The organism is Streptomyces sp. DH10 (assembly GCF_029813805.1).
GTDB classification, from domain to species: Bacteria; Actinomycetota; Actinomycetes; order Streptomycetales; family Streptomycetaceae; genus Streptomyces; species Streptomyces coeruleofuscus.
This window is the reverse complement of record NZ_JARVKU010000004.1, coordinates 81605-106191: the sequence shown is the minus strand read 5'-3', so window position 1 is coordinate 106191 and position 24587 is coordinate 81605. Positions and strand designations below refer to the sequence as shown.

14 protein-coding genes are annotated in these 24587 nt (G+C 72.1%); 8 read left to right on the top strand and 6 right to left on the bottom strand.

Features of this window, described 5'->3' with window-relative positions; genetic code table 11:
• The first annotated feature begins 50 nt into the window (after positions 1-50).
• Together QC385_RS09955 and QC385_RS09950 are read left to right on the top strand one after the other, a co-directional pair.
• Entirely contained in the window at positions 51-10970 is a 10920-nt protein-coding gene (locus QC385_RS09955) for a non-ribosomal peptide synthetase (protein ID WP_279540895.1), read from the top strand.
• Positions 10957-12657: an ABC transporter ATP-binding protein gene (locus QC385_RS09950; protein WP_279540894.1), complete on the top strand. Its 1701-nt coding sequence runs from the start codon at positions 10957-10959 to the stop codon at positions 12655-12657. Before QC385_RS09955 ends, QC385_RS09950 begins: the two co-directional genes overlap by 14 nt.
• Before the next feature lie 60 nt (positions 12658-12717).
• Here QC385_RS09950 and QC385_RS09945 read toward each other — a convergent pair whose 3' ends face one another.
• A complete protein-coding gene (locus QC385_RS09945; protein WP_279540893.1) occupies positions 12718-13815 on the bottom strand; it encodes an alpha/beta hydrolase-fold protein in 1098 nt (365 codons plus the stop codon).
• Positions 13816-13906: 91 nt separating this feature from the next.
• Here QC385_RS09945 and QC385_RS09940 point away from each other — a divergent pair, with 91 nt between their 5' ends.
• From QC385_RS09940 to QC385_RS09930, 3 genes are read left to right on the top strand one after another with little or no spacing between them, the layout of a single operon-like run.
• Positions 13907-14119: an MbtH family protein gene (locus QC385_RS09940; RefSeq protein ID WP_279540892.1), complete on the top strand. Its 213-nt coding sequence runs from the start codon at positions 13907-13909 to the stop codon at positions 14117-14119.
• Positions 14120-14125: 6 nt separating this feature from the next.
• Entirely contained in the window at positions 14126-15724 is a 1599-nt protein-coding gene (locus QC385_RS09935) for an amidohydrolase (RefSeq protein WP_279540891.1), read from the top strand.
• Positions 15721-16245, top strand: a complete 525-nt coding sequence (locus QC385_RS09930) for a GNAT family N-acetyltransferase (RefSeq protein ID WP_443032872.1) — start codon at positions 15721-15723, stop codon at positions 16243-16245. The genes QC385_RS09935 and QC385_RS09930 overlap by 4 nt, the downstream gene beginning before the upstream one ends.
• Before the next feature lie 13 nt (positions 16246-16258).
• Here the strand turns inward: QC385_RS09930 and argB are convergent, their stop codons facing one another.
• Both argB and QC385_RS09920 read right to left on the bottom strand, forming a co-directional pair.
• The gene (gene argB, locus QC385_RS09925; protein ID WP_443032879.1) at positions 16259-17167 is read right to left on the bottom strand and encodes an acetylglutamate kinase; all 909 of its coding nucleotides are present in this window, start codon (positions 17165-17167) and stop codon (positions 16259-16261) included.
• Between the two features lie 63 nt (positions 17168-17230).
• A complete protein-coding gene (locus tag QC385_RS09920; RefSeq protein WP_336621281.1) occupies positions 17231-17887 on the bottom strand; it encodes an isochorismatase family protein in 657 nt (218 codons plus the stop codon).
• 163 nt (positions 17888-18050) lie between these two features.
• On the opposite strand from QC385_RS09920, the gene QC385_RS09915 reads away from it, so the two are divergent.
• The 3 genes from QC385_RS09915 to QC385_RS09905 are packed head-to-tail and all read left to right on the top strand — an operon-like array spanning position 18051 to position 22927.
• Positions 18051-21794, top strand: coding sequence for a CHAT domain-containing protein (locus QC385_RS09915; RefSeq protein ID WP_279540890.1), 3744 nt, complete (start codon positions 18051-18053; stop codon positions 21792-21794).
• 33 nt (positions 21795-21827) lie between these two features.
• A complete protein-coding gene (locus tag QC385_RS09910) occupies positions 21828-22205 on the top strand; it encodes a CATRA system-associated protein (RefSeq protein WP_279540889.1) in 378 nt (125 codons plus the stop codon).
• Between the two features lie 5 nt (positions 22206-22210).
• The gene (locus tag QC385_RS09905) at positions 22211-22927 is read left to right on the top strand and encodes a hypothetical protein (protein WP_279540888.1); all 717 of its coding nucleotides are present in this window, start codon (positions 22211-22213) and stop codon (positions 22925-22927) included.
• 102 nt (positions 22928-23029) lie between these two features.
• Here the strand turns inward: QC385_RS09905 and QC385_RS09900 are convergent, their stop codons facing one another.
• The 3 genes from QC385_RS09900 to QC385_RS09890 are packed head-to-tail and all read right to left on the bottom strand — an operon-like array spanning position 23030 to position 24368.
• Entirely contained in the window at positions 23030-23416 is a 387-nt protein-coding gene (locus tag QC385_RS09900; RefSeq protein ID WP_279540887.1) for a hypothetical protein, read from the bottom strand.
• Between the two features lie 30 nt (positions 23417-23446).
• Entirely contained in the window at positions 23447-23620 is a 174-nt protein-coding gene (locus QC385_RS09895; protein WP_279540886.1) for a hypothetical protein, read from the bottom strand.
• A gap of 28 nt (positions 23621-23648) precedes the next feature.
• Positions 23649-24368 (bottom strand): hypothetical protein, encoded by a 720-nt coding sequence (locus QC385_RS09890; RefSeq protein WP_279540885.1) that lies wholly within the window; start codon positions 24366-24368, stop codon positions 23649-23651.
• Positions 24369-24587: the final 219 nt, after the last annotated feature.

Below are 24587 nucleotides of genomic sequence, written 5' to 3'. Positions count from 1 at the left end.
AAGTTAGGCTGGGCTTACTTTGGTTTCCTTGAAAGGGTGCTGAGTCTTCGATGATGGAACCGAGCGCTCGTCTCGTACGGCTTTCTCCCGCACGCCTGGCCGACGTACGCCGGCGGACCGGCGACTACTCCGACAGGACCATCACCGAAGCGTGCGCCATCGGGCTGTCGTACTGGACGACGGGCCGGAGCCCCGACGGCATCGATCTCACCCCCGCCACCCTGTTCGCCGACGTCCTCGGATGGGTCGACAACGGCGGGGCCGGGCCCGGTGACTGGGAGGTCGGCGCGGACGGCCGCAGCATCACCGTCCCCGACGGTGTCGCGCCGGCCGACGCGCAACTCGCGCTGGACGACCTGGCCGACTTCCCGGACCGGCCCCTCGGCACCATCGGCCCGTCCGGCGTGGCAGCGAGACTCGACGTCCTGGCCCGCTGGAACGACACCGAAGCCGACCGGATCCGCCCGACCATCGTCGAGATGTTCCGCGAGCAGGCACGGACCAGGCCGGACGCCGTCGCCATCGTCGACGAGCACCGGTCACTGACCTACCGTCAGGCGGCCGAGCGCTCCAGCCAGTTGGCCCACCACCTGATCGAACGCGGCCTCGGCCGCGAACAGGTCGTCGGCATCTCGCTGGGCCGCTCCGCGGACATGGTCATCGGACTGCTCGCCGTGCTCCAGGCGGGGTGCGCGTTCGTGCCGCTCGATCCGCAGTGGCCCGCCGCGCGCCGGGCCGTCGTCATCGAGGACGCCCGGGTCGTCGTACAGCTCAACGCCTCGGGTGAGCACGACCCGGCCGAACCTCCGGCCGTGGCCGTCGACCTCGACGACTGGCGCTACGGTTCCCACCCCACCGACGGGACCGGTGTCACCGTCCAGGGCGACGCCCTCGCCTACGTGATCTTCACGTCCGGCTCCACCGGACGGCCCAAGGGCGCCATGATCCGGCACGAGGCCATCAGCGAGCGCCTGCTGTGGCAGGTGAACGAGATCCTGGGCTTCGGCCACGACGACGCCTCGCTGTTCAAGGCGCCGTTGTCCTTCGACATCTCCATCAACGAGATATTCCTGCCGCTGGTGTCCGGCGCCCGTCTGGTGGTGCTGCGGCCCGGCGGCGAACGCGACCCGCACCACCTGCTGAGTGTCATCGCCGAACAGCGCGTCACCTTCACGTATCTGGTGTCGTCGATGCTGGACGTGCTGCTGGAGATCGCCGGCGACTCCGGGCGGCTGGACAGCCTCAGGCACGTGTGGTGCGGCGGCGAGGTGCTGACCCCGGAGCTGTACGAGCGGTTCCGCACCAAGCTCGACATCCCCATGTACCACGGCTACGGCCCGGCCGAGACGACCATCGGCGTCTCGCACGTCATCTACCGGGGAGCGGCGGAACGCCTGTCGACCTCCATCGGCAAGGCCAACCCCAACACCCAGCTCTACGTCCTGGACGAGGAACTGCGCCCGGTCCCCGTCGGCGTCGGCGGCGAACTGTACGTGGGCGGGTTCCTTCTGGGGCGCGGCTACGTCAACGCGCCCGGTCTGACGGCCTCCCGGTTCGTCGCCAACCCCTTCGCGAACGACGGCTCCCGCCTCTACCGCACCGGTGACCTCGCCCGGTTCGCCCCGGACGGATCGCTGGACTTCCTCGGCCGCGCCGACAACCAGATCAAGATCCGCGGCATGCGGCTGGAGATCGAGGACGTCGAGGTCGGCCTCGCCGAGCACCCCGGTGTGCGGCACACCTGCGTCGTCGCGCGGAAGAACGCGGCGGGCGGCACCTACCTGGTGGGCTACGTCATCCCGGCCGCCGGCAGCGAGGACCTGCGGGCGGACGAGGTCAAGGCGTGGGCCACCGAGCACATGGTCGAGTACATGGTGCCCGCCCACATCGTCGTCATGACGGAGTTCCCGCTCACCGCCAACGGCAAGCTCGACCGCAACGCCCTGCCGGAGCCCACGATCGGCACGGGCACGCTTCTGCGGCCCACCACCGACGACGAGCGCGCGGTCTGCGCGGCGGTCGCGGCGGTGCTGCGGCTCGAAGAGGTCAGCGTCGACCAGGACTTCTTCCAGCTCGGCGGCGACAGCATCCTGGCGATCTCGCTGCTGACCGCCCTGCGCGACGCGGGCCTCTACGTCACGGCACGGCAGATCTTCACCCACAGCACCGTGGGGGCCCTGGCCGCGGTCGCGAGCCGGGAGGACGTCTCCACCGTCGACCACCGAGACGTCGCGACCGGGTCCGTCGTGGGATCGCCCATCGTGCAGTGGCTCGGCGAGACCACCGACGCGATCGACGGCTTCGTGCAGTCCGTCGTGCTGAACACCCCGCCGGACCTGACCGCCGACGCCCTCGACGAGATCCTCACCGCAGTGGTCCGCCGGCACGACATGCTGCGCGCCAGGCTGGTGCGCGCGGACCGCTGGAGCTTCGACATCCCGGAACCGGACCAGGCCGTCGCCGGGTGGCAGGAGAGCGACCGGCCGCTCGACGCGTGCGTCGCACTCGCCACCGGCGCCCTGGACCCCGGCAACGGGGTGATGCTGCGAGCCGTCTGGCGCCGCGCGGCGAGGCAGCTCGTCCTGGTCGCCCATCACGTGGTGATCGACGGCGTGTCCTGGCGGATCCTGATGGACGACCTGGCCACGGCCTGGCGGCAGTTCACCGCGGGTACCCCCGTCGAGCTGCCCCCGGTGGGCACGTCCTTCCGGCGCTGGACGCAGCTGCTGGAGCGCGCGGCCTTCGACGCGGACAGTTCCTACTACTGGCGCCCCCTGCCGGGAGAGGACCGGCCCGTGGGCAGGCGGGCACTGTCCGACGCCGACACCGTCGCCACGGAGCGACTGCGGACCGTCTCGGCCGGCCCGGAGATCACCTCCGCGCTGCTGGGCGACATCCCCGCGAAGTTCCACGCGGGCGTCAACGACGTCCTGCTGACCGGGCTCGCCGTCGCGCTCGCCCGATGGCGCCGCGACTTGGGGCAGGACCAGACCTTCGCGCACATCGAACTGGAAGGCCACGGCCGCGAAGGACAGTTCGTGGCGCTCTCCGCCGGCTTCGAGCCCGAACTGTCGCGGACCGTCGGCTGGTTCACCACCCTCTTCCCGGTCACCGTCGACCCCGGCACGACGGCCGACTTCACCGCACCCGCATACCTGACCGCCGCCCTCAAGGCGGTCAAGGAAGACCTCGCCCGGGTGCCCGGCAACGGCGTCTCCTACGGTGCCCTGCGGTACCTGACCGACACCGAGTTCGACGCGCCCGCACCGCAGGTGCTCTTCAACTACCTGGGCCGCTTCGCCGCCGGTGAGCCCGGCGACTGGCAACTCGCCAAGACGACCGGACAGTTGGGCGAGAAGCGCGATCCGCGGATGCGGCTGCCGCGCGCCCTGGAGTTCAACGCGATCGCCGAACCGGCCCCGACCGGCGACTACGACCTGGTCACCACCATCTCCTGGCCCGACGGCATGTTCACCGACGAGGACATCACCACCATCGGCGGCTACTTCCGGGACGCCCTGGCCGGACTGGCCGCACTCGACCCGCGAGGCGGCCACTCGCCCAGCGACTTCGGCCTGGTGACGCTGACGCAGGCCGACGTCGACGCCCTGGACGGCCCGGCGCTGCGGGACATCCTGCCGCTGACGCCCTTGCAGGAGGGCCTGTACTTCCACTCCGTCTTCGACGACGACTCGGCCGGCGCCTACGTCGAACAGCAACTGCTCACCCTGGACGGCGAGGTGGACGCCGACCGGCTCGCGGCGGCGGCCACCCGGCTGCTCACGCTGTACCCGAACCTGGCCGCGCGGTTCGTGTCCCTCGCCGACGGCCGCGTGGTCTCCGTACTGGAGAGCGGCGTCGAGGCGCCCTTCACCACCCTGGACCGCCCCGGCATCACCGACGCCGAGCTGCGCGACCTGGCCGAACGGGACCGCCGCGCCGGATTCGACCTGGCGACCGGACCGTTGATGCGCTACACCCTCGTCCGCGGCGGACCGGGCCGCAACGTCCTCGTACAGACCGTGCACCACATCATCGCCGACGGCTGGTCGGTGCCGCCGATGCTCCGCGCGCTGCTCGCCGAGTACCACGCCCCGGGGACCGTCTACCCGATCGGCGGCTTCGCCGACTACGTGTCCTGGCTCGCCGGGCGCGACGCCGACGAGAGCGACCGGGTGTGGCGCGAGCAGCTCGCGGAGCTGCCCGGCCCGTCGCTGGTTGCCGAGGAGCACACCCCGTCCGACCGGTTCGCCGACACCGCCGTGCGCCCGGACCAGGACATCGACGCGGCCGCCCGGTCGGCGGGCGTGCCGCTGAGCGTGGCCGTGCACAGCGCCTGGGCGGTCACGCTGGGCGGCATCCTGCACGGACAGGACGTGGTGTTCGGCTCAACGGTGTCCGGCCGCGACGCGGAGGTGCCCGGCATCGAGGACATGGTGGGCCTGTTCATCAACACGATCCCCGTCCGCGCCCGTTGGACCGCCACCACCACCGCCCGGGACCTGCTCGCCTCGGTCCGGGAACACCAGGGCGCGGTCCTGCCGCACCAGCACGTATCCCTGGCCAGGATCGGCCGCCAGACCGAAGCGGGCTCCCTGTTCGACACCCTCGTGGTGTTCGACGTAGCGACCGACGTGGACGCGCTCCGCCGGCCCGGTGACACCCTGGTCGTCACCGGCCTCGTCAACGAGGGCGCACCCCACTACCCGTTGACCCTGGTCGTGGAACGCGCACTCGACGGACGCCCGCGCTTCAACCTGATCTACGACGGCGAGCTGCTGCGGGAGACCACCGCCCAGGCGATCCTGCGCATGTTCACCTCCACCCTCACCGCCCTGCTCACCCGACCGGACACCCTGGTCGACGACGTGGCGTCCGAAGGCGACCGGCGCCCCGCGCACATCACGCCGACGACCCTGGGCGGCCTCTTCGACGCCGCCGCACGGCGCGACCCGGCCGCCACCGCCGTCACCCAGTGCGGCCTCGACGGCGGCACCCGGTCCAAGACGTACGGCGAACTGGCGGTCGCCAAGAACGAGTTGGCCTCGGCTCTGCGCGCGGCCGGAGTCGGTCCCGGCCGGCGGGTCGCCGTCGCCGTCCCGCGGTCCGTCGAGCAGGTCGTCGCCCTGGTCGCCATCGTCACCGCGGGCGGCGCGTACGTACCGCTGGACCTCGCCTACCCGGACGAACGGCTGGAGTACATCCTCGCCGACGCCGCCCCGCAGGTCGTCCTCGTGGACCGCGAGCAGCGCGACCGCTTCACGGAACTCCTGGCCAGGACGGGCGTACAGGCCCGGGTACTCGTCCAGGGCGACGAACTTCCGCAGGCCACGACCGAGCCGGGCCCCGGGGCCGGTTGGCACGACCCCGCGTACGTGATCTACACGTCCGGATCGACCGGCCGGCCCAAGGGCGTCGTCGTCCCGCACTCCAGCGTGGTGACCCTGCTCGCCAACACCCAGCCCGACATGCACTTCGGCCCGCACGACGTCTGGGTCCAGTTCCACTCCTTCTCCTTCGACTTCGCGGTCTGGGAGCTGTGGGGAGCGCTCGCGTACGGCGGTGAGCTGCTGGTGCCGGAGTACGGGCTGACCCGCTCCCCGGTCGACTTCCACCGGCTGGTCCGCGAGCGCGGCGTGACCGTGCTCAACCAGACGCCGTCCGCCTTCTACCAGTTCGTCGAGGCCGACCGGCACGCGGGCGAGCCCCTGCCCGCCCTGCGCCGCATCATCTTCGGCGGCGAGGCACTGGACCTCGGGCGGCTGCGCGGCTGGGTCGAGCGGCACGGCACCGGCTCGCCCGAGCTGGTCAACATGTACGGCATCACCGAGACGACGGTCCACGTCACCCACCGCGTGCTGACGGAGGAGGACTTCGCCCCCGGCGACGACATCAGCCCGATCGGCGGCCCCATACCCGGCCTGATCACCTACCTCCTCGACGACCGGCTCCGCCCGGTGCCGCCCGGCCGGGTGGGCGCCATCTACGTCGCCGGCGACCAGGTGTCGCTCGGCTACCTGGGCAGGCCCGGGCTCACCGCGGGCCGCTTCGTGGCGAACCCCTTCGCGGGGGACGGCTCCCGCATGTACCACACAGGCGACCTCGCCCGCCGCACCCTCGACGGCGAGCTGGAGTTCATCGGCCGCGCCGACGACCAGGTCCAGCTCAAGGGCTTCCGCATCGAGCTGGGCGAGGTCGCGACCGCGATCCGGGAACTCGACGGCGTGGTCGACGTGGCCGTGACCGTGGCGGACAGCGGGGATCACCTGGTGGCGCACGTGGTGGGCCGGGTGCCGGGGGACTTCGCCGAGCGACTGGCCGCGAAGCTGCCCGTGCACATGGTGCCGGGCCGGGTGCTCACGATCGACGCCCTGCCGCTGACGGTCAACGGCAAGCTGGACCGAAAGGCCTTGGAACAGCGGACCCTTCCTGGGGGCGCGGGGAACTGCGCGCCGAGCCACGACGCACCCGCGGACGAGAACTCAGCTGTAGCCGCACTCGTCGACATCTTCACCCAGACACTGCCCGGCACGGCCGTGGACGCCGACACCGACTTCTTCCACGCCGGAGGCGACAGCATCATCGCCATCACGGTCGTGAACAGGGCCAGGGCGCTGGCCCTGCCGATCACCCCCCGGGACGTGTTCCTGCACAAGACCCCCCGCGCGCTCGCCGCACACCTGGCAACGCACACACCACAAGCCACCACCCCCGCCCACCGCGAGGACGGCCCCCTTCCCCCGACGCCGATCATCCTGCGCCAACGCGAACTGGGCGGCCCGCTCGCCCGGTTCGCCCAGGCCAGGACTCTCCAGGCCCCCGAAGGAACCGGCTTCACGGACGCCCAGCGCGCGGCCGACGCCATAGTCGCCGCACACCCGACCCTGCGACTGAGGCTCGGTACCGAACACGGAGTGTGGACCCTCCGCACCGAACCCGCCCGCGACATCACCGTCGTACGCCCGGAGACCACCGACGCCACGACCGCCGCGAACGAGGCCGCAGGACGGCTCGACCCCGAGTCGGGCGAGGTCGTCGCCTTCTCGTGGCTGGAGGCGAGCGGGACCCTGGTCGTCACCGTGCACCACCTCGCCGTCGACTCGGTGTCCTGGCTGATCCTCCTGGACGACCTGGCCGCCGCCCTGCGCGGGGAGGCCCTGGCCACACCGACGACGTCGTACGCCGAGTACGCCGAAGCCCTGGCCCTCCGGTCCGCCCACGTGACCGACGACCTCGGGCACTGGCTCACCACGCTCCAGGCGCCCCCGCTGCTCCCCGCCGTCGAGGGACCGCGGGAGACGACCGTCGTCCTCCCGCCCGAAGCGAGCGACCGCGTGACGCGCACCGCGCCCGCCGCACTCGGCGTCGGACTCACGGAACTGCTGTGCGGAGCCCTGCGCACCGCGCTGACCCACATCCAGCCCTCGCCCACCGACCTCGCGATAGAGCTGGAGCGGCACGGTCGCGTCCCGGCGCTGGAACACCACGACTACACCCGTACCGTCGGCTGGTTCACCTCCATCGCGCCCGTACGGCTCACCGCGCACACCGACCCCGTCGCAGCCGCGCGCGAAGTCGCCGAACGCCAGCCGGACGAGCGGGCCCACGTCGCCTACGGACAGCTCAGGTATCTCAACCCGCAGACGGCACCACTGCTCAACACCGATCACCCGCAAGTGCTGTTCAACTACCTCGGCCGGGGCAGCGAATCCCAGGCGGTGCACCTCACCGGCGGCGACCAGGGCAGCCCGTACGCCGTCGAGGTCAACGCCTGGCTCGACGAGACCACCGGCAGCCTGCACGCGGAGTTCACCCTCGCCGAGGGCATCCCCGACGAGATCACCGAGCACTGGCACCGCGCCCTCCAACGCATCGCGGACGCCGCCACGACAGCCGAGCGCACCGCACCGGTCACCCCGCTCCAGCGGGGCCTGTTCTTCCAGGCCCAGATGGCGGGCTCGGCCGGGCACTACGTGGCGCAGAGCTGGTTCACGTTCGACCGGCGCCTGGACACGGGTGCGCTGGCCGAGGCGATGGCGTACGTGATCGCCCGGCACCCGGTCGTGGGCGCGGGCTTCACGACCGACCCCGACGGCAACCCGGTCCAGGTCCTCAAGGCCGGCCGGCGGGTCGACGTCCGCACGGTCGAGCTGACCTCGGACGCCGAGGTCGACGCCCTGCGGGCCCGGGACCGCGACCAGGGATTCGACCCGGGCGAGCCACCGCTGATCCGGCTGACCGTGGTGCGTCTGCCCGGCGACCGCGACGGCCTGCTGCTCAGCTACCACCTGCTGCTGTGGGACGGCTGGTCCCGCGAGATCGTGCTGCGGGACCTGTTCGACGCCTACGAGGCCGCCGTCGCGGGCGAACCCCTCGACGCGGTTCCGGCCACGCCGGGCTTCGAGGACTACGCCCGGGCGCTCGACGCCAAGGACTCCGCCGTCTCGGAGCGCTTCTGGGCGGAGCACCTTGCCGGTCTCCCCGGCCCCACACTGCTCGCCGGGCCGGCGCCGTCCCTCTCGGACGACCTGCCGCGCGCGCTCGTGCACACGCTGTCCGCCGAGCAGTCCGACCTGCTGCGGGAAGCGGCCAGGACGCACGGCGTCACCCTGAACTCCGTGCTGACCGGAGCGTTCGGCCTCCTCCTCGGCGCCCACACGGGCCGCAGCGACGCCGTGTTCGGCGTGACGGTCTCCGGCCGGGAGGGCGAGGGACTGTCCGACATCGTCGGCGTGCTCCTCAACACCGTGCCCATGTGGACGCGGCCCCGGCCGGACGACACGGTCCGCGACTACCTCTCGGCCGTGCAGACGGCCAGGGTCGAGGCGATGGAGCACGAGCACCTGGGGCTCGGCGAGATCCAGCGGGCCAGTGGGCACGACACCCTGTTCGACAACCTGTTCGTGCTCCAGAACTTCCTCGACATGGACGCCTTCGCCGAGATGAACGCCCGGCACGGCATCACCTCGGTGAAGGCCGACGACTCCACCCACTATCCGTTCACCTGGGTCGTCACGCCCGGCGACCGGCTCACCGTCAAGCTGGAGTACCGCGACCAGGACACCGGGAACGCCCGCCGTCTCCTCGACGACTACCTGCGCGTGCTTCAGGACCTGGCCCGCTCGACCGGCCCGGTGGGCTCGCTGCGGGGCCTGGGGCCGGAGCCCTCGCGGGGCGAGCGCACGGACGTCGGCACGGACACCGTCGTCGACCGGTTCGACCAGGCGGCGGACCGCGCGCCGGAGCGGATCGCGCTCGTCGCCCACGGTTCGACGATGACATTCGCCGAACTCCGGGACCGCAGCCGCGCGGTGGCCGGAGTGCTGGCCCGGCGGGGCATCGGCCCCGAGACGAACGTGGGGCTCGCGATCCCGCGCTCCCTCGACTCGATCGTGGCGCTGTTCGCCGTGCTGCGGGTCGGCGCCGCGTACGTGCCGCTGGAGCTGGACCACCCGGACGAGCGGATCGCCGCGATCGTCGAGGACGCCCGCCCGGAGGTGATCCTCACCGTGAGCGCCGTGTCGCCCCGGCTGACCTCGCTGAACGGCGACCTGATCGAGCTGGACCGCCCGCTGCCCGAGGCCGAGCCGTATGTGACGTTCGCACCGGACGACCCGGACCGCCTGCGGCACCCCGCGTACACGATCTACACCTCGGGATCGACCGGCAAGCCCAAGGGCGTGGTGACCGAGTACGCCGGACTCACCAACATGCTGATCAACCATCAGCGCCGGATCTTCGAACCGGTGCTGGCGGAACACGGCCACCGGATCTTCCGCATCGCGCACACCGTGTCGTTCGCGTTCGACATGTCCTGGGAGGAGCTGCTGTGGCTCGCCGACGGGCATGAAGTGCACGTCTGCGACGAGGAGTTGCGCCGCGACGCGCCCCGGCTGGTCGAGTACTGCCTGGAGCACGGGATCGACGTCGTCAACGTGACCCCGACCTACGCACAGCAGCTCGTGGCCGAGGGCCTGCTCGACAATCCGGAACGCCGGCCGCCGCTGGTGCTGCTCGGCGGCGAGGCCGTCACCCCGACGCTGTGGCAGCGGCTCGCCGAGACCGGGGGAACGGTCGGCTACAACCTCTACGGACCCACCGAATACACCATCAACACCCTCGGCGTCGGCACCTTCGAGTGCCAGGATCCGGTCGTGGGCGTCGCGATCGACAACACCGACGTGTACGTCCTCGACCCCTGGCTGCGCCCCCTGCCGGACGGCGTCCCCGGCGAGCTGTACGTGTCCGGCATCGGCATCGCGCGCGGCTACCTCGGGCAGCCCGCCCAGACCGCGCACCGCTTCGTCGCCTGCCCCTTCGGGGAACCCGGCGAGCGCATGTACCGCACCGGGGACCTGGTGGTCCGCCGGCCCGACGGCAACCTGATGTACCTGGGCCGCACCGACCAGCAGGTCAAGATCCGCGGACACCGTGTCGAACTCGGCGAGGTGGAGGCCGCGTTCGCCGCGCACCCGGCGGTGCGGTTCGTCGCCGCGGTCGCCCAGCCCGACCCGCAGGTCGACGGCTCGTACCGGCTGGCCGCCTACCTGGTGCTGGACAGGGCGGAGTTGGCGACGGTGGCGGCCGACGTCGGCGCCGGGTTGCCGGACTTCCTGCGCCCCACGCACTACGCCCAGGTCGACAGCATCCCGCTGACGGTGAACGGGAAGGCTGACACCAAGGCGCTGCCGGAGGCCAAGCCGCTGGGCGCGCTGACCACGGTGGCGGAGCGGGGGCCCGAGACCGAGACCGAGACCGTGGTGTGCGAGTACTTCGCCGAGGCACTGGACCTGGACGACGACGAGGTGAGCGCGGTGAGCGACTTCGTGTCCCTCGGCGGACACTCCATGCTGGCGGTGCGGCTGATCGGGTTGCTCCGCCGCGAGTACGGTCCAGTGATCACGATCCGTGATCTGTTCACCCTGCGCACCCCGGAAGCGATTGCCCGCCACCTCGATGACAACTCCTGACACGCAGCGGCCCCGCTCAGGGTCCGACATCCTCCGCACCGCCCTGCGCCGCAACGTCGGCGCCATGGCCGGCGGCACCCTCCTCATGGGCCTGTACCAGGCGGGCGAGACAGCCTTCCCCATCGCGCTCGGCCTGATCGTCGAGCACACGATGCGGGACCGCAGCCTCGGCGCGCTCGGCCTCTCGATCGCCGTGCTGGCCGTGATCATCACGACCGTCTCGCTGTCCTGGCGGTTCGGGATGCGCATCCTCCAGAAGGCCAACACGACGGAGGCGCACCGCTGGCGGGTGAAGGTCGCGGCCTGCGGCCTGAAGCCGGTGGCCAGGGACGTCGACCTGAAGTCCGGCGAGGTGCTGACCATCGCCACCGAGGACGCCGATCAGACCGCCGACATCATCGAGGTGGTGCCGCTGCTGATCAGCTCACTGGTCGCGGTGGTGGTCGCGGCGGTCGCGCTGGGCCTGGCCGACATCCGGCTCGGCCTGCTGGTGATCGTGGGAACCGTCGCGATCCTGTCGTGCCTGAGCGTGCTGTCCAAGCGGATCGGCACCAGCACCCAGGAACAGCAGGCCCGGGTGGCGCGGGCGGGCGCCAAGGTCGCCGATCTGATCACCGGCCTGCGCCCGCTGCACGGCTTCGGCGGCAACCACGCGGCGTTCCGGTCCTATCGCGAGGTCAGCACGGAGGCGAAGGTCCAGGCGATCACCGTCGCCAAGGTGAACGGCGCGTACGCGGGCACCGCGCTGGCCCTCAACGCGGTCCTCGCCGGCGCTGTGACGCTGCTGGCCGGCTGGCTGGCGTTCGACGGCCGGATCAGCATCGGCGAACTGGTCATGGCCGTGGGGCTGGCGCAGTTCATCATGGAACCGCTCAAGCTGTTCTCGGAGATGCCGAAGTACGTGATGATGGCGCGCGCCTCGGCCGAGCGCATGGCGCTGGTGCTGACCGCGCCGCCGGTGATGACGCCGGGATCCGAACGCCCGGCGGAGAGCGCGGACGTGGAGATCGACTGCGTCCGGTACGGAACCCTGCGCAAGCTGAAGTTCCAGGTGTCAGCGGGGGAGTTCGTGGCGATCGCCGCCTACCAGCCCCGCGCGGCCGCCGACCTCGCGTCGATCCTGGCCGTGAACGTCCCGCCCGGCATGTACGAGGGAACGGTGCGGGTCGGCGGGCGGGACCTCGCGGACCTGTCGGTCGAGGCGGTCCGTGAGCACGTGCTGGTGAACCCCTACGACGGGGAGATCTTCGCGGGGACGCTCCGCTCGAACATCGACCCGTCGGGCACCAGCCGCATGGTCCCCGAGGCCGTCGAGGCGTCCATGCTGACCGATGTCGTGGCCCTCCACCGCGAAGGCCTCGACTACGGCGTCCGCGACCGCGGCGCCAACCTCTCCGGGGGACAGCGCCAACGGCTCTCCCTGGCCCGCGCCCTGGCCGCCGACAGCGACGTGCTCGTGCTGCACGATCCGACGACGGCCGTCGACGCGGTCACGGAACAGCTCATCGCACGCAACGTCGCGAAGCTGCGCCGGGGCCGCACCACCATCGTCCTCACCAGCAGCCCGGCCCTCCTGGACGCCGCCGACCGGGTCCTGGTCGTGGACGACGGGGTCGTCACGGCCGAGGACACCCACCGGAACCTGCTGGCTACGGACGAGGCCTACTGCTCTGCGGTGGCGCGGTGAAGCGCCCCCGAAAGGGGCGCGGGGAACTGCGCGATCAACCTTCAGCGGCCCGCAGGCGAATCACGGTGCCCCCAACGCCCAACCGACATCCCTGACCAGTGCATGTCTCCACCCCACCCGATCATGGCCGGAGGCCGACCGCGAAACCCGCACGGTCGCCCCGGCCCGCCCGGCCAACGCCTCCACCGCCTCGCAATGCGGCAGCATCCGCGTCTCGTGCTCCCCCACATCGAACGCGACCCGCAGCCCCGACAGATCAGCACCCTCCCGCAGCCGCGCCGCGATCGCCCCACCCACCGGCCCCCCCAACGGATCCGCCGCACCCATCGCACCCGGCGTCCACCAGAACGACCCCGACTGACAGGCCACCCGCGACACCAACTCCGGAAACTCCAGCGCCGCGTACACCGCACTCAACCCGCCGAGGCTCTGCCCGGCGACGACCAACCGGTCAAGGTCGGCGGAAACCCCTGACTCCGCCACCAGCGGCAGCAGTTCGTCCCGGACCGCCTCCCACAGCTCGGCCCGGCACGTGAACTCGGCCTCCCTGTCCTTGGCCGGCAGGAAGACGAGCGTGACCGGCGGCATCTCCCCACTGGCGACCGCCGAGTCGAACGCGGTCATGGCCGGGTGCAGATACAGCCAGTCGTCCCCGTCGAGCAGCAGCACCACCGGCCCGCCGCCGCCCGCGGGATGCACGCGCACGGTCCGCCGCCCGCCCAGCCGTTCACTTGCCCAGCGGATCCGGGTGCGGGGGAGGGGCAGCACTCCGTCGGCGCCGACAGCGGGCCAGTGCGGCTGGGCCGGCGCGTCCGGCGTCGCGGCGATGGACCGGTCCCCGCCCGCCCCGACCGGGTTGAACGGATCGGCGTACGCCTCCTCGCCCACGCGGAACTGGTACGTCACCCGCAGCCGCGCGGGCATGCGCACCTCGGCGTACCAGCAGTCCGTGTCGCCGAACCGGCGCAGGGGCACCGGATCGGACCAGCTCTCGAAGCCGATGCTCGCCGCAGCGGACCCACGCCACAGGAAGAGGGTCGTCCAGCCGTCGCCGTCGGGTATCGACGCGGGTGTCCGCGCGGCCGCCCAGAACTCGTCGGTGCCGGGTGTGCCGGGCAGTCCGAACGCGGCGAACGTGTCTTCCCCAACCAACCTCATGGCACGTCTCCTTGTGGAGCGGAAAGCGAGAAGGCTAAGCTCACTTGCGATTAGGCGAGCCTAACCTAATTTTCACAGGAGGCACCGGCACATGAGCACCAACCCCTTCGACGACGCCGACGGCCGTTTCCTCGTCCTCGTGAACGACGAGGGCCAGCACTCGCTCTGGCCGTCCTTCGTGGACGTGCCCGGGGGCTGGACCATCGCCTTCGGGGAGAACACCCGGGAGGCCTGCCTGGAGTACGTCGAGGCCAACTGGACCGATCTGCGCCCCCGTTCCCTCGCCGAGTCCATGGACGTCTGACGTCCGATGCTCTGCACCAGACTGACGAACGCCCGTTTCGTCACCATGGACCCGGCCCGCCCCGTCGCCCACGACCTGGGCATCTGCAAGGGCCGGATCGTCGGCCTGGACGAGGCCGTGACCTCGCTGCCCGCACGGGAGGTGATCGACCTTCAGGGCGCCACCGTGCTACCCGGGTTCATCGACGCCCATGTGCACCTGGCCTGGACCGGCTTCAAGCAGAACACGCCGAGCATCGCGGGCCGCACGCGGATCGACGACGTGCTGACCGTCGTCGAGGAGGCCGTCCTCCGGAAGGGCTCGCCCGGCGCCTGGGTGAGCATCGCCGGCTACGACCAGCGGGCCCTGGGCCGTCATCTGACCGCGGCCGAACTGGACCGGGTGAGCCACGGACGCAAGGTGTTCGTGCTGCACGACTCCGGACACGGCTGCGTCGTCAACACCGCCGTCCTGGACCTGCTCCCCGCCGGCGTCCCCCACGAGGACGGTTTCCTCGCCGAGGGCGCCATGGGCGCCGCCCGCGCACTGCGCCTGCCGTACTCCCAGGAGGAACTCGCCGAGGCGATCGGACGAGCCGCCCGGACCTGCGTCGCCGAAGGCGTCACCGCCTGCGCCGAGGCGGGCATCGGCGGCGCCCTCTTCGGGCACAGCCCGGTCGAACTCGGCGCCTACCAACTCGCCCGCGAAAAGGGCCTGTTGCCGCTACGGGTGCAGCTCATGGTCGCCGCGGACCGGCTGCGGCCCGTCGCCGCGCACGAGGCCGACGGCATTCCCCGGGCCCTGGACCTCGGCCTGCGCACGGGCTTCGGTGACGACTGGCTCTCCGTCGGCGCGCTGAAGATCTACACCGACGGCGGCATGATGGCCCGCACCGCCGCGCTGAGCAGCCCGTACGAAGGGCTGGGCCACACGGGCCAGTTGCAGGACGACCCGGAGACGCTCACCGAGACGATCGTGGCCGGCCACCTCGCCGGCTGGCAGCTCGCCGTGCACGCCATCGGCGACCGCGCGGCCGACGTCGCCCTCGACGCCCTGGAACGGGCCCAGCGCCTGCGCCCGCGCCACGGCGTGCGGCACCGCGTCGAACACGCGGGCCTGATCCGCCCCGACCAGCTCTCCCGCTTCGCGCGGCTCGGCGTGAGCGCGGTCGTCCAGCCCAACTTCCTGCGCTGCTTCGGCGACGACTACGCGGCGATCATGGGCGCGGAGCGGGCACCGTGGCTGTACCGGGGCAAGGCGTTCCTGGACCACGGCATCACCCTCGTCGGCAGCTCCGACCGCCCGGTCACCGACGGGTCCCCGCTGCGCGCCGTGCAGTTCATGGTCGAGCGCGCCTCCGAGTCCGGTCAGGTGATCGGCCCGGACGAGGGCATCACCGTGGAGGAGGCGCTGCGCGCCTACACCGTCGCCGGGGCCTATGCCTGCCACTGGGAGGACAGCGTCGGCAGCCTCTCCCCGGGCAAGCGCGCCGACCTGGTCGTGCTCGGCGACGACCCGCGGCGCGTCGACACCTCCCGCATCGGCGACATCGAGGTGGTCGCGACGTACGTCGACGGTCGCGATCGACGCGACGGCGGACCCGGAAGCGGGGAAGGGAAGCCTTGAACACGGCTGCGCACCGCACGGCACCGCCGCTGCCGCGTGCTCCTCTCACAGCGACCTCCGTCGTACGCCCCGCCCGCCCCGAGGACGCCGCCGCACTCGCCGCCTTGTCCCAGCCCTTCGTGCGTTCGGGCGCGTTACGCCGACGACCGGCCTCGCTCTACGCCGCCCACGCGGCCGACTTCGTCGTGGCAGAGGGATCCGACGGCGCCCTGGAAGGCTGTCTGGCCCTGCGCGTGCACGCGGCCGACGCGGAGGGGGGTCACGGTCCCGCGGGCGTTCTCTACAACTTCTGCGTGGCCCGGCACCGGCAGGGCAGCGGACTGGGAGGCCGGCTGCTGCGTGCCGTGGTGGCCAGGGCGCGCGCCCAGTCGGTGGGCTCCTTGTTCACCGCGACGGTCGGCAGCGGCGGTCTCTTCCTGCGGCACGGGTTCGCCCCGGCCGGTGTGCGCCTCGCGCCTCCGGCCTGGGCGGCCTCCCTGGACCCGCGCCGCAACGCGCGCATCCTCGCGCGACCCCTGTGACGGCGGCGGATCCTCAGGCGGAACTCGCCCCGGAGCACGGGACGTCGGAGCCGCGCTCGGGCAGAACCATGGTGCCGGGGCCGCTGCGGCCCAGTACGCCCCGCAGCAGTGCGTGCGGGACACGGCCGTCGAGCACGTGCGCCCTGGGCACGCCGCCGCGGACGGCCCGCAGGCAGCCCTCCATCTTCGGCAGCATCCCGGCCGCCAACCCCGGCAGCAGCGCTGCCAGTTCATCGGCCGTCAGCCGCTCGATCACCTCGGTGCTGTGCGGCCAGTCGGCGTACAGTCCCGCCACGTCGGTGAGCACCACCAGGCGGTCGGCGCCGAGGGCCACGGCCAGGGCCGACGCCGCCAGATCGGCGTTCACGTTGTAGACCTGCGCGTCCTCGCCGCGGGCCACGGGGGAGACCACGGGGATGTGCCCCTCCTCCAGGAGTGTGCGCACCGTGCGCGGGTTCACGTCGACGACGTCGCCGACCAGGCCGATGTCCACCGCCCGGCCGTCCACCCAGGCCGCCCGCCGTACGGCCGTCATGGTGTGCGCGTCCTCGCCCGTCATCCCCACGGCGAGGGGGCCGTGAGTGTTGATGTGACCGACCAGTTCCCGCTGGACCCGGCCGGTCAGCACCATGCGCACCACGTCCATGGTCTCCGGGGTGGTGACCCTGAGGCCCGCCTCGAAACGGGTCTCCAGGCCGAGGCGGTCGAGCATCGCGCTGATCTGCGGTCCGCCGCCGTGCACGACGACCGGGCGCAGACCCGCGCGCCACAGTTCCACGACGTCGTGGGCGAACGCCTCCTGGAGGCCGGGGTCCACCATGGCGTGGCCGCCGTACTTGACGACGACCGTGCTGCCCCTGAGCTCCTCCGGCGGGTGGAGTTCTTCGGGGGAGCAGGTCGCGATCTGGTCGGCTTGGGTCACGCTCACGGAGCCACTCCATTCATGGGCAGGCCAGGACTTCGGACGGGCAAGGGGGGAGCGTCGTCACGCGTTCCGCCGCTCCTTGTGGAGGAGCAGCCCGCGCAGCAGCGAGTCCGTCGTGCAGACCACGCCGCTGCGCGCGGCCCATCGAAGGGCCAGGGAGTGTTCCTCGGCGGAGATGTCGGCCACCGCGTCGGCGACGACGAACGGCTGGATGTCGTTCATGAAGGCGTCCGCCGCCGTCAGCAGGACGCCGAGATGTGCGTGCACCCCGCAGATGATCAGCTGGTCGCGGCCCTTGGAGCGCAGCAGTCTGCCGAGATGACTGCGCAGGAAGGCGTTGTGCCGCACATTGGCCAGCAGATGCTCGCCGGGGCGGGGCCTCAGGGGCGCGATGATCGCGGCGGCATCCGGCTCGTCCCCGATGCCCGGCCCCCACATGTCGGCGACCAGACCCCGGGTGCCCGGCGGCTGTCCGGCCGGCTCCGCGCTGAAGACGACCGGCAGGCCAAGGGCGTCGGCGAGTTCGCGCAGCGCCACGATGTTGTCGACGAGTTCCACCACGGGGGAGCGCCCCGCCGGGAACGCCCCGACGAAGTGGTTCTGCATGTCGTGCACCAGCAGCGCCGCACGGGCCGGATCGATCCTCCAGGAGACGTGCGCGCGGGGAAGGCAGGAACGATCCGGCATCGGATACGAGTCGATGGTCGGCAAGCCCACGGCGGTTCCCTCCCCTGATGACGCACCGCACGGATCCGAACTCACGAGTATCGCTTAGCTTAGCCTAACCTAATTTAAGATCTCGGATGGCTCGTCCGGGAGTTGTTTGTCGGAGATTTCCGGATGGTGACCGAAGCGGGCCGCGGTGGGGAAGACTGGCGGCGTGTCAGAGATACGAACGGCCGTGGACCGCATGCTGGTGCGCTGCGAGGCGGCGTGGACACCGGCCGTCGAACGGCACATGGCCGGTATCGGTGAGGACTCGGAGAGCTGGCTGCCGTCGGCGGCCGGGCTGCTGCGCGCCTCCTGGAGCGAGGGCGGCCGGAACTGCGCGGTGGCCGCGGCTGCCGTCCTGGAGTACGCGCTCGACGTAGGGGAGACGCGGCATCCGCAGCGGCTCCGCTGGGTGCTGCACCTGTGGCTGGCGGAGCGCACGCTGGCGCTGCGGTTCGAGGACCACCGGTTGTCGGACGACGTCCACCACTATCTCGCCGCCCAGACCCAGGGCCGGCCGGCGGACGATCCGGTGGCGGTCGCGGCGACCTTCCCGGAGGAGCCTCCGCCCCGCCACTTCGAGCCGCTCCGGCCGTCACATCCGCACGCCGTGCAACTCGCCGAACGACTCCCGGCCGACGACCTGGTCCGGCCCTGTCTGCTGGCCCGGCTGGCGCAGTCCGCCTTCTTCCGCGTGGAGTCGGGCGACATGTCCGCGCTGGAGGACGCCGGACGGTGGGCCGACGCGGCGTTCGCCGGCATCACCGCCGACCATCTGGAGGCGGGCCTCGTCAGCTGTACCGCCGTCCACGCGGCGCTGGCGCTGTTCCGCGACCGGCCGAGCGACGCACGGGGCGTACAGCTGGCGCTGAAGGCCGGCCGGTCGGCGCTGCGGGCGGTCGAGCACTCCCGGCGCCACGGCACCCGTCCGGTCGACGGCGAGGCCGCCTCGGCCCATCTCATGTTCTCCCTCGCCCTCACCGCGTCCCTGCCGCACCATCTGGACGAGGAGGTGGTCGACGAAGCCATCGCCCAGCTGGAAGCGTTCCGGGCCTGCGCGCCGCCCGACGACAACGGGATCTACGCCGGGAACATGCCGGCGCTGCTGGGGGCGCGGGCCGTCCTCACCGGATCGGACGCCGACCTGCGGCGCTCGGACGAACTGTGGGCCGCGCTCCAGCGGGACCTGCCGCCGGACCACCCCCTGCTGCCGCACATCGCGGCCAAGCGCGCCGCGTGCGCCAAGCTGGCGCAGATACTCAAGCGGCTGCCGATCAAGGGTGCCTCACTGTTCAAGCTCGCGGGCCCGATGGCGGGACAGTTACTGAGAGGGGTGCAGCTGCCGCCCATCCGCATGTACGTCCCGCCGGGCCGCCCCGGCGTGCGCTCGCCCGGCCCCGGCCCGGAGGACTTCGCACCCTTCATCGGCGTTCCCCGGCCCACCTCGGCGGACGCCGGCCCCGGTCACACCGGGGCCCCCTCCGTCGTATGGCCGCCCGGGCCGCCTGCGGACGCCGGGCCTGCCGAGCCGGCCTCCGCGGCGGACCTCGACGTGCTGCCGCCGGACGCCGCGGCCGTGCGCGGCGCCTTGCTGGGTGCGGGGGTCAGCGATCCGCGCCGACTGGCCCTGGCCGTGGACCAGTTGAAGGCCGTGCTGGCCGGGCCCCTGTCCGACGGACGGCGGGGCTTCGCCGCCGCCGTCCTCGTGCAGCTGATGGCAGCGCAGTTCACCTTCAGCGAGGACCCTGGCGACCTGGAACGTCTCGTGCGGTGCGGCGACGAGCAGCTGGCCCTGTTGCCGCCCACGAGTCCGCGGTACGTCGAGCTGCTGTGCGCGGTGGAGATGCACCGGCACGCTCACGGGACACTGCACCAGGACGAGGCGACGATCGCCCGGGCGTGCGACGCGCTGGCCTGGGCCGTCGGCCGGATGCCGGAGACGTCGGCGAGCTGGCTCGGCTGTGTCATCCCCTATGCGCACGCCCTGGCCGCCGTCTCCTGGTTGCGTCGGGACGTGACCGGCACCCAGGAGGCGCTGCGGCTCGTCGAACTGGCGGCGCGGAGCCTCGAAGCCCTGCCGGGCAAGCCCGAGTACTCGCCCGAACTGGCCGCACTGCGCGAGCAGCTCCGCCCCGCCCTGGCCACCGTCACCGACCTGGTGCGCCGCGCCCACGACGAGGTCACCTTGCACCGTTACTGCGACGAGGAGCCCGTCTCCTGGGACCCGGCCGCCGAACGGGTGCTGCCGCCCCGGGCCCGATTCGAGAACGCGCGGACCGCGCTCGGCGAGGCGGTGCAGCGCCGGGACTGGATCCTGGCGACGGACGCCGCCGAGGCCGCGCTGGAAGCGCTGCCTCTGATGGTGTCCCAGGCGCTGCACCGCGACGACCGCCAGGCCGTTCTGCGCACCGCGCTGCTCGGCCGCCGCTATCCGGCCCCGGCCGGCACCGACCGCACCGCCGACATCCCGGACCGGCTCGCCGGGACGAGCCTGGCCCGCACCGCGTGCGCGGTGGCGCTCGCCGCGGGGCGCACGGAGCAGGCGGCGGCGCTGCTCGAGCAGGGGCGGGCGGTGCTGATGGGGCAGGACATCCAGGCCCGCAGCGATGTCTCCGACCTGGGCGCGGTCCATCCGCGGGTGGCCCGCGAGTTCACGGCCCTCGCCCGCCGGCTGCGGGAGACGGAGTCGGCGGGCATCTCGGACGGGCCCGGCGAAGCCGCGCGGATCCAGGAGCAGCACGCGGTGGCCGAGGAGTGGCAGCGGCTGCTGGCCCGGATCCGGGGGCTCGACGGGTTCGAGAACTTCCTGCTGCCGCCGAGCGCCGAGCAGATGCGGCGCGAGGCTGAGCAGGGGCCGATCGTCCTGATCAACATCGATCGGCTGCGCTCCGATGCCCTCGTCGTCACGACCAAGGGCATCGAGCTCGTGGAACTGGATGTCACCGAGGGCCGGCTCGCGCACACCGCGCGGCGGTTCCTCACGGCGGTCTCCGTGGGGGGCGGCGAGTCGCGCGCCCGGCGCAGGGAGGCCGCCGACATCGTGTTCGACATCCTCGAATGGCTCTGGGACACCATCGCGGAGCCGGTGCTGGAGGCGGCGGGCCTGACCCGGCCGATCCCCGAGAGCACCCCGCGCGGTGCGGTGCCGAGGCTGTGGTGGTCGGCGTCCGGACCGCTGGCCCATCTGCCGCTGCACGCCGTCGGCCGTCATCGGGCGGCCGCGCTCGGCGACGGGTGTTCGGTGCTGGACCGGGTCGCCTCCTCGTACACGCCGAGCATCAGGGCGCTGCGGCACGCCCGCCAGGCCCCGGCGGCAGGCGGCGGCGCCGCGCCCTACCTGGCGGTGCGCCGGCCCACCGGTGCCGACGGCCGGCAGGGCGCGTCGGTGGCGGAGGTGGCGGCGATGGCCCGCACCCTGGGCGGACTGCGCACCGTACAGGGCGCCGACGCGACGGTCGAACGGGTGCTGACCGAGCTCTCCTCGGCGGCCACCGTGCACTTCGCGTGTCATGGCTTCAGCGATGCCGAGGACCCGTCCAGAAGCCATCTGGAACTCGCCGACGGACGGCTCGGGGTGCTGGACGTCGCCCGCAGACATCTGCCGCACGCCCAGCTCGCCGTCCTGCTGGCCTGCCACACCACCCGCACCGACCGCTTGCCCGACGAGGCCATCCACCTGACCTCGGCGTTCCAGACGGCCGGGTATCCACAGGTGGTGGGGGCGCTGTGGGAGGCGACGGATCTGGTGTCGGTGCGGCTGACGGAACGTCTCTACCGCGCCCTGCGGACGTACGGCGGTGGCCTGGACGTCACCGACACCGCGCGAGCCGTGCACGGGATCGTACGGGACCTGCGGGCGCGGCACGCCGAGTCGCCGCGCGTATGGGCGCCGTACGTCCACACCGGGCGCTGACAGGTGACGACGAGTGAGCGAAAGGACGACGGCGTGAGCACATCGGACAGGGCGGTCGTGATCGACCGGGAGACGGCCGGCGCGGCGCGTTTGGCGCTGGGGCTGATGCTGAAGGAATGGCGGCTGCCGCCCCAGGGGTGGGAGGAGATCGCCGAGCTGCTCGACGAGTTGTTGGCGGCCGTCGCCGCGGGGGATGCGGCGGCGCTGGACGCGCTGACCGGCGAGCTGGAGGAGCTGTCGGGCAGCCGTGTCGGCCGGATCGACAATGCCCAGGACGGGACGTCGCCGGAGGGAGACGGGAACGTGCCGCTGCCCGAGTCGTACCGGGAGCGCGTCGTCGCCCTCGTGCACGCGCTGGACTTGGACTCGGCGCCCGGCGGGCCGCGGCCCGCGCCCCCCGAGCGGACCTGACGGCCGTGCTGTCGGTACTCGCCAACGTCGTGATAGGCCTGCTGACCAGCCTCGTCGGTGTCGGCCTGGGGTCGCTGTGGGAGCGGGGACGGCGGACCAGGGCGCTGTACCGCAAGGCCGCCTTCTTCGGCACCCGGCCCGGCGAGCACTGTGTGATCGTCGTCGGCACCAAGCACGGGCAGCCAGGCACGACCCAGCAGCGGGATCTGCGGGCGGTCGTCGAACTGACCGTACTGCTGAGCGAACTGGGCTGCCGGGTGAGCGTGGAGTCCGGCGATCTGCGCGGCAGCAACGGCGACCGTACCGAGTTCTGTGTCGGCGGGCCGATCGGCGGGTCCAATCCGCGGACCGGCGGACATCTGACGGCACATCTGCCCGGGGTGACCATCACTCCGTTCAGCGACCGCCCCGACTCGGTGGCGATCGTGGTCGGCGGGGAGCGCTACTACTTCGACCGGGGGCACCAGGAGTACGCGGTGGTCGCCAAGTTCACGCCGGCGGAGTCGAGCCGGCCGGTCGTGCTGGTGTGCGGACAGAGCTCGGTGGCGAACCAGGCGGCGGTCCACTTCCTGCGGCGCGAATACGCGCAGGTGGCCCGTTCGGTGACATCGGTGGACCGGTACTGCCTGCTGGTGAAGGTCTCCCACATCGACGTCTACTCGTTCCACCGCTCGGTGCTCGAACGGGACGTGTCTGCGGAGGCGTTCGCGGCGGCCGGCTGAGCACACGGACGGAACACGGTCCACGTACGGCGGCGAGCACCCGGTCCCCCGCACCGGGTGCTCGCCAGGCCCTCGGGGCCGAGGGCCGGTCTACGGGGCCGTTCAGATCCCCGAATACTTCATGGACGGATCGAGGTCCGTCAGCGCGTCGACGTACCGTCGGATCTTGCGGTTGGCCTTGATGCCGAAGGCACCGAGGTTGCGGCCGACGCCGAGCATGATCTCGCGGTGCGCGCCCCGGTCCCACATGTACATGTGCACCGCGGACTTCTGGATCTCCGCTCCCCGGCCGCCGAGCAGCGCCACCACGGCGAAGTCGGGCCGGTCCTCGGCCACTGTGTCGAAGACCGAGCCTCTGGGCTCCTCGAAGGTGGTGCCCGCGCCGGTGATGTTCTCGTTCCACCAGCTCACCCGCATCGCCCCGCGAAAGACGTCGGCGGCCTCCGCCATCGACAGTTGGGTCGTTATCTCCACCGGTGACTTGGCCATGCCATGCCCTCCCTACTCGTTCGGCTAGCTCTACTTGTCCTCGAACACCTTTTCGCTGAACCGGTAGCGCTGACCGCTGTTGATCCAGTTCTTGCAGGCGGGGTTGCGGCACTCGTAGACGATCCACGAGCCCATCGGCTGCCGTTGTTCGCTCTTGACGCTCATGCGCTGCCGGCACACCTGGCAGCTGCGGCCCTTGGCCATGTTCTTCTCTCCTCGGGAGTCGGTTGCCTCAGAATCGGGACGGAGGCAGGGGAATGAACGGGAGCAGTTCGTCCGCGACCCAGTGGACGGGTGTCTGGAACGTCTCGCCGATCCGGGTGTAGAGGTCGTGCAGGGTGTCCGCCGACATCCAGTCGAAGCGGCCCCGGGTGGGGTCGATGTCGCTGGTCGGCGCATCGACGACGGCCTTGAAACGGCCGTCGTGCGTGGCGGCGGCGTAGACGACGTTGGAGTCCGGCGCCTCGGTGAGCTGCGCGATCCGGCGCAGCTTCCCCGGCGTGAGGGCGGCGATCCGAGCCTCCTCGGATGTCGGCCGGGGCCGGCCCACGAGCCAGGGCTCGGAGCGGTTTTGCTGCCAGAACCTCCAGTCGTCGGCGGACAGCCGGTTGCTCGGCACCCCGTTGGCGCGGAAGAACTCCAGCGCGGCCATCCGTACGGCGTCGTAGGCGGGGCTGCTGAAGTCGGAGCCGACCAGGTTCCACACCGTGCGCGCGGCGCCGAACAGGGCGAAGCCGCCGGCCGGCAGTACGGCGTCCGCGAGCGCGCGGACGAAGCCCTCCGGGTCCGACTGCGCGAACGGCAGCAACGGCGCCTGGAGTTCGCCCCACACGTCCGAGGCGTCGATGCCGGTGCCGACGGGGTCGAACTCGAAGCGGCCGAACCGCTCCATCCGCGACACCACGTCGCCCGGCAGCCGTGTGGCGCGGGGTGTCCGGGGGAACAAAGACATGGATTTCTCCTGGCACAAGAGCAGGAACCGGCCGATGCGGACGCACCGGAGCCGGGCGCCACCTGTGTAACAAGGGCCGGAGCTCGCACTCAACGGTTCTCCGGCGAACCGGACGATCTCCGGAAAACCGGGACGGCCGGTGGCCAGGCCCACGAGACCCGGACGACTCGCCCGGGCGTGTGCGAGACTCGGCGTCGACATCGGCGGCAACGCTGGTGC

What these genes read in the sequence shown, in the direction of transcription:
- QC385_RS09955 (WP_279540895.1), top strand. Translation starts at nt 51, where the DNA reads ATGATGGAACCGAGCGCTCGTCTCGTACGGCTTTCTCCCGCACGCCTG.
- QC385_RS09950 (WP_279540894.1), top strand. Translation starts at nt 10,957, where the DNA reads ATGACAACTCCTGACACGCAGCGGCCCCGCTCAGGGTCCGACATCCTC.
- QC385_RS09945 (WP_279540893.1), bottom strand. Translation starts at nt 13,815, where the DNA reads ATGAGGTTGGTTGGGGAAGACACGTTCGCCGCGTTCGGACTGCCCGGC.
- QC385_RS09940 (WP_279540892.1), top strand. Translation starts at nt 13,907, where the DNA reads ATGAGCACCAACCCCTTCGACGACGCCGACGGCCGTTTCCTCGTCCTC.
- QC385_RS09935 (WP_279540891.1), top strand. Translation starts at nt 14,126, where the DNA reads ATGCTCTGCACCAGACTGACGAACGCCCGTTTCGTCACCATGGACCCG.
- QC385_RS09900 (WP_279540887.1), bottom strand. Translation starts at nt 23,416, where the DNA reads ATGGCCAAGTCACCGGTGGAGATAACGACCCAACTGTCGATGGCGGAG.
- QC385_RS09895 (WP_279540886.1), bottom strand. Translation starts at nt 23,620, where the DNA reads ATGGCCAAGGGCCGCAGCTGCCAGGTGTGCCGGCAGCGCATGAGCGTC.
- QC385_RS09890 (WP_279540885.1), bottom strand. Translation starts at nt 24,368, where the DNA reads ATGTCTTTGTTCCCCCGGACACCCCGCGCCACACGGCTGCCGGGCGAC.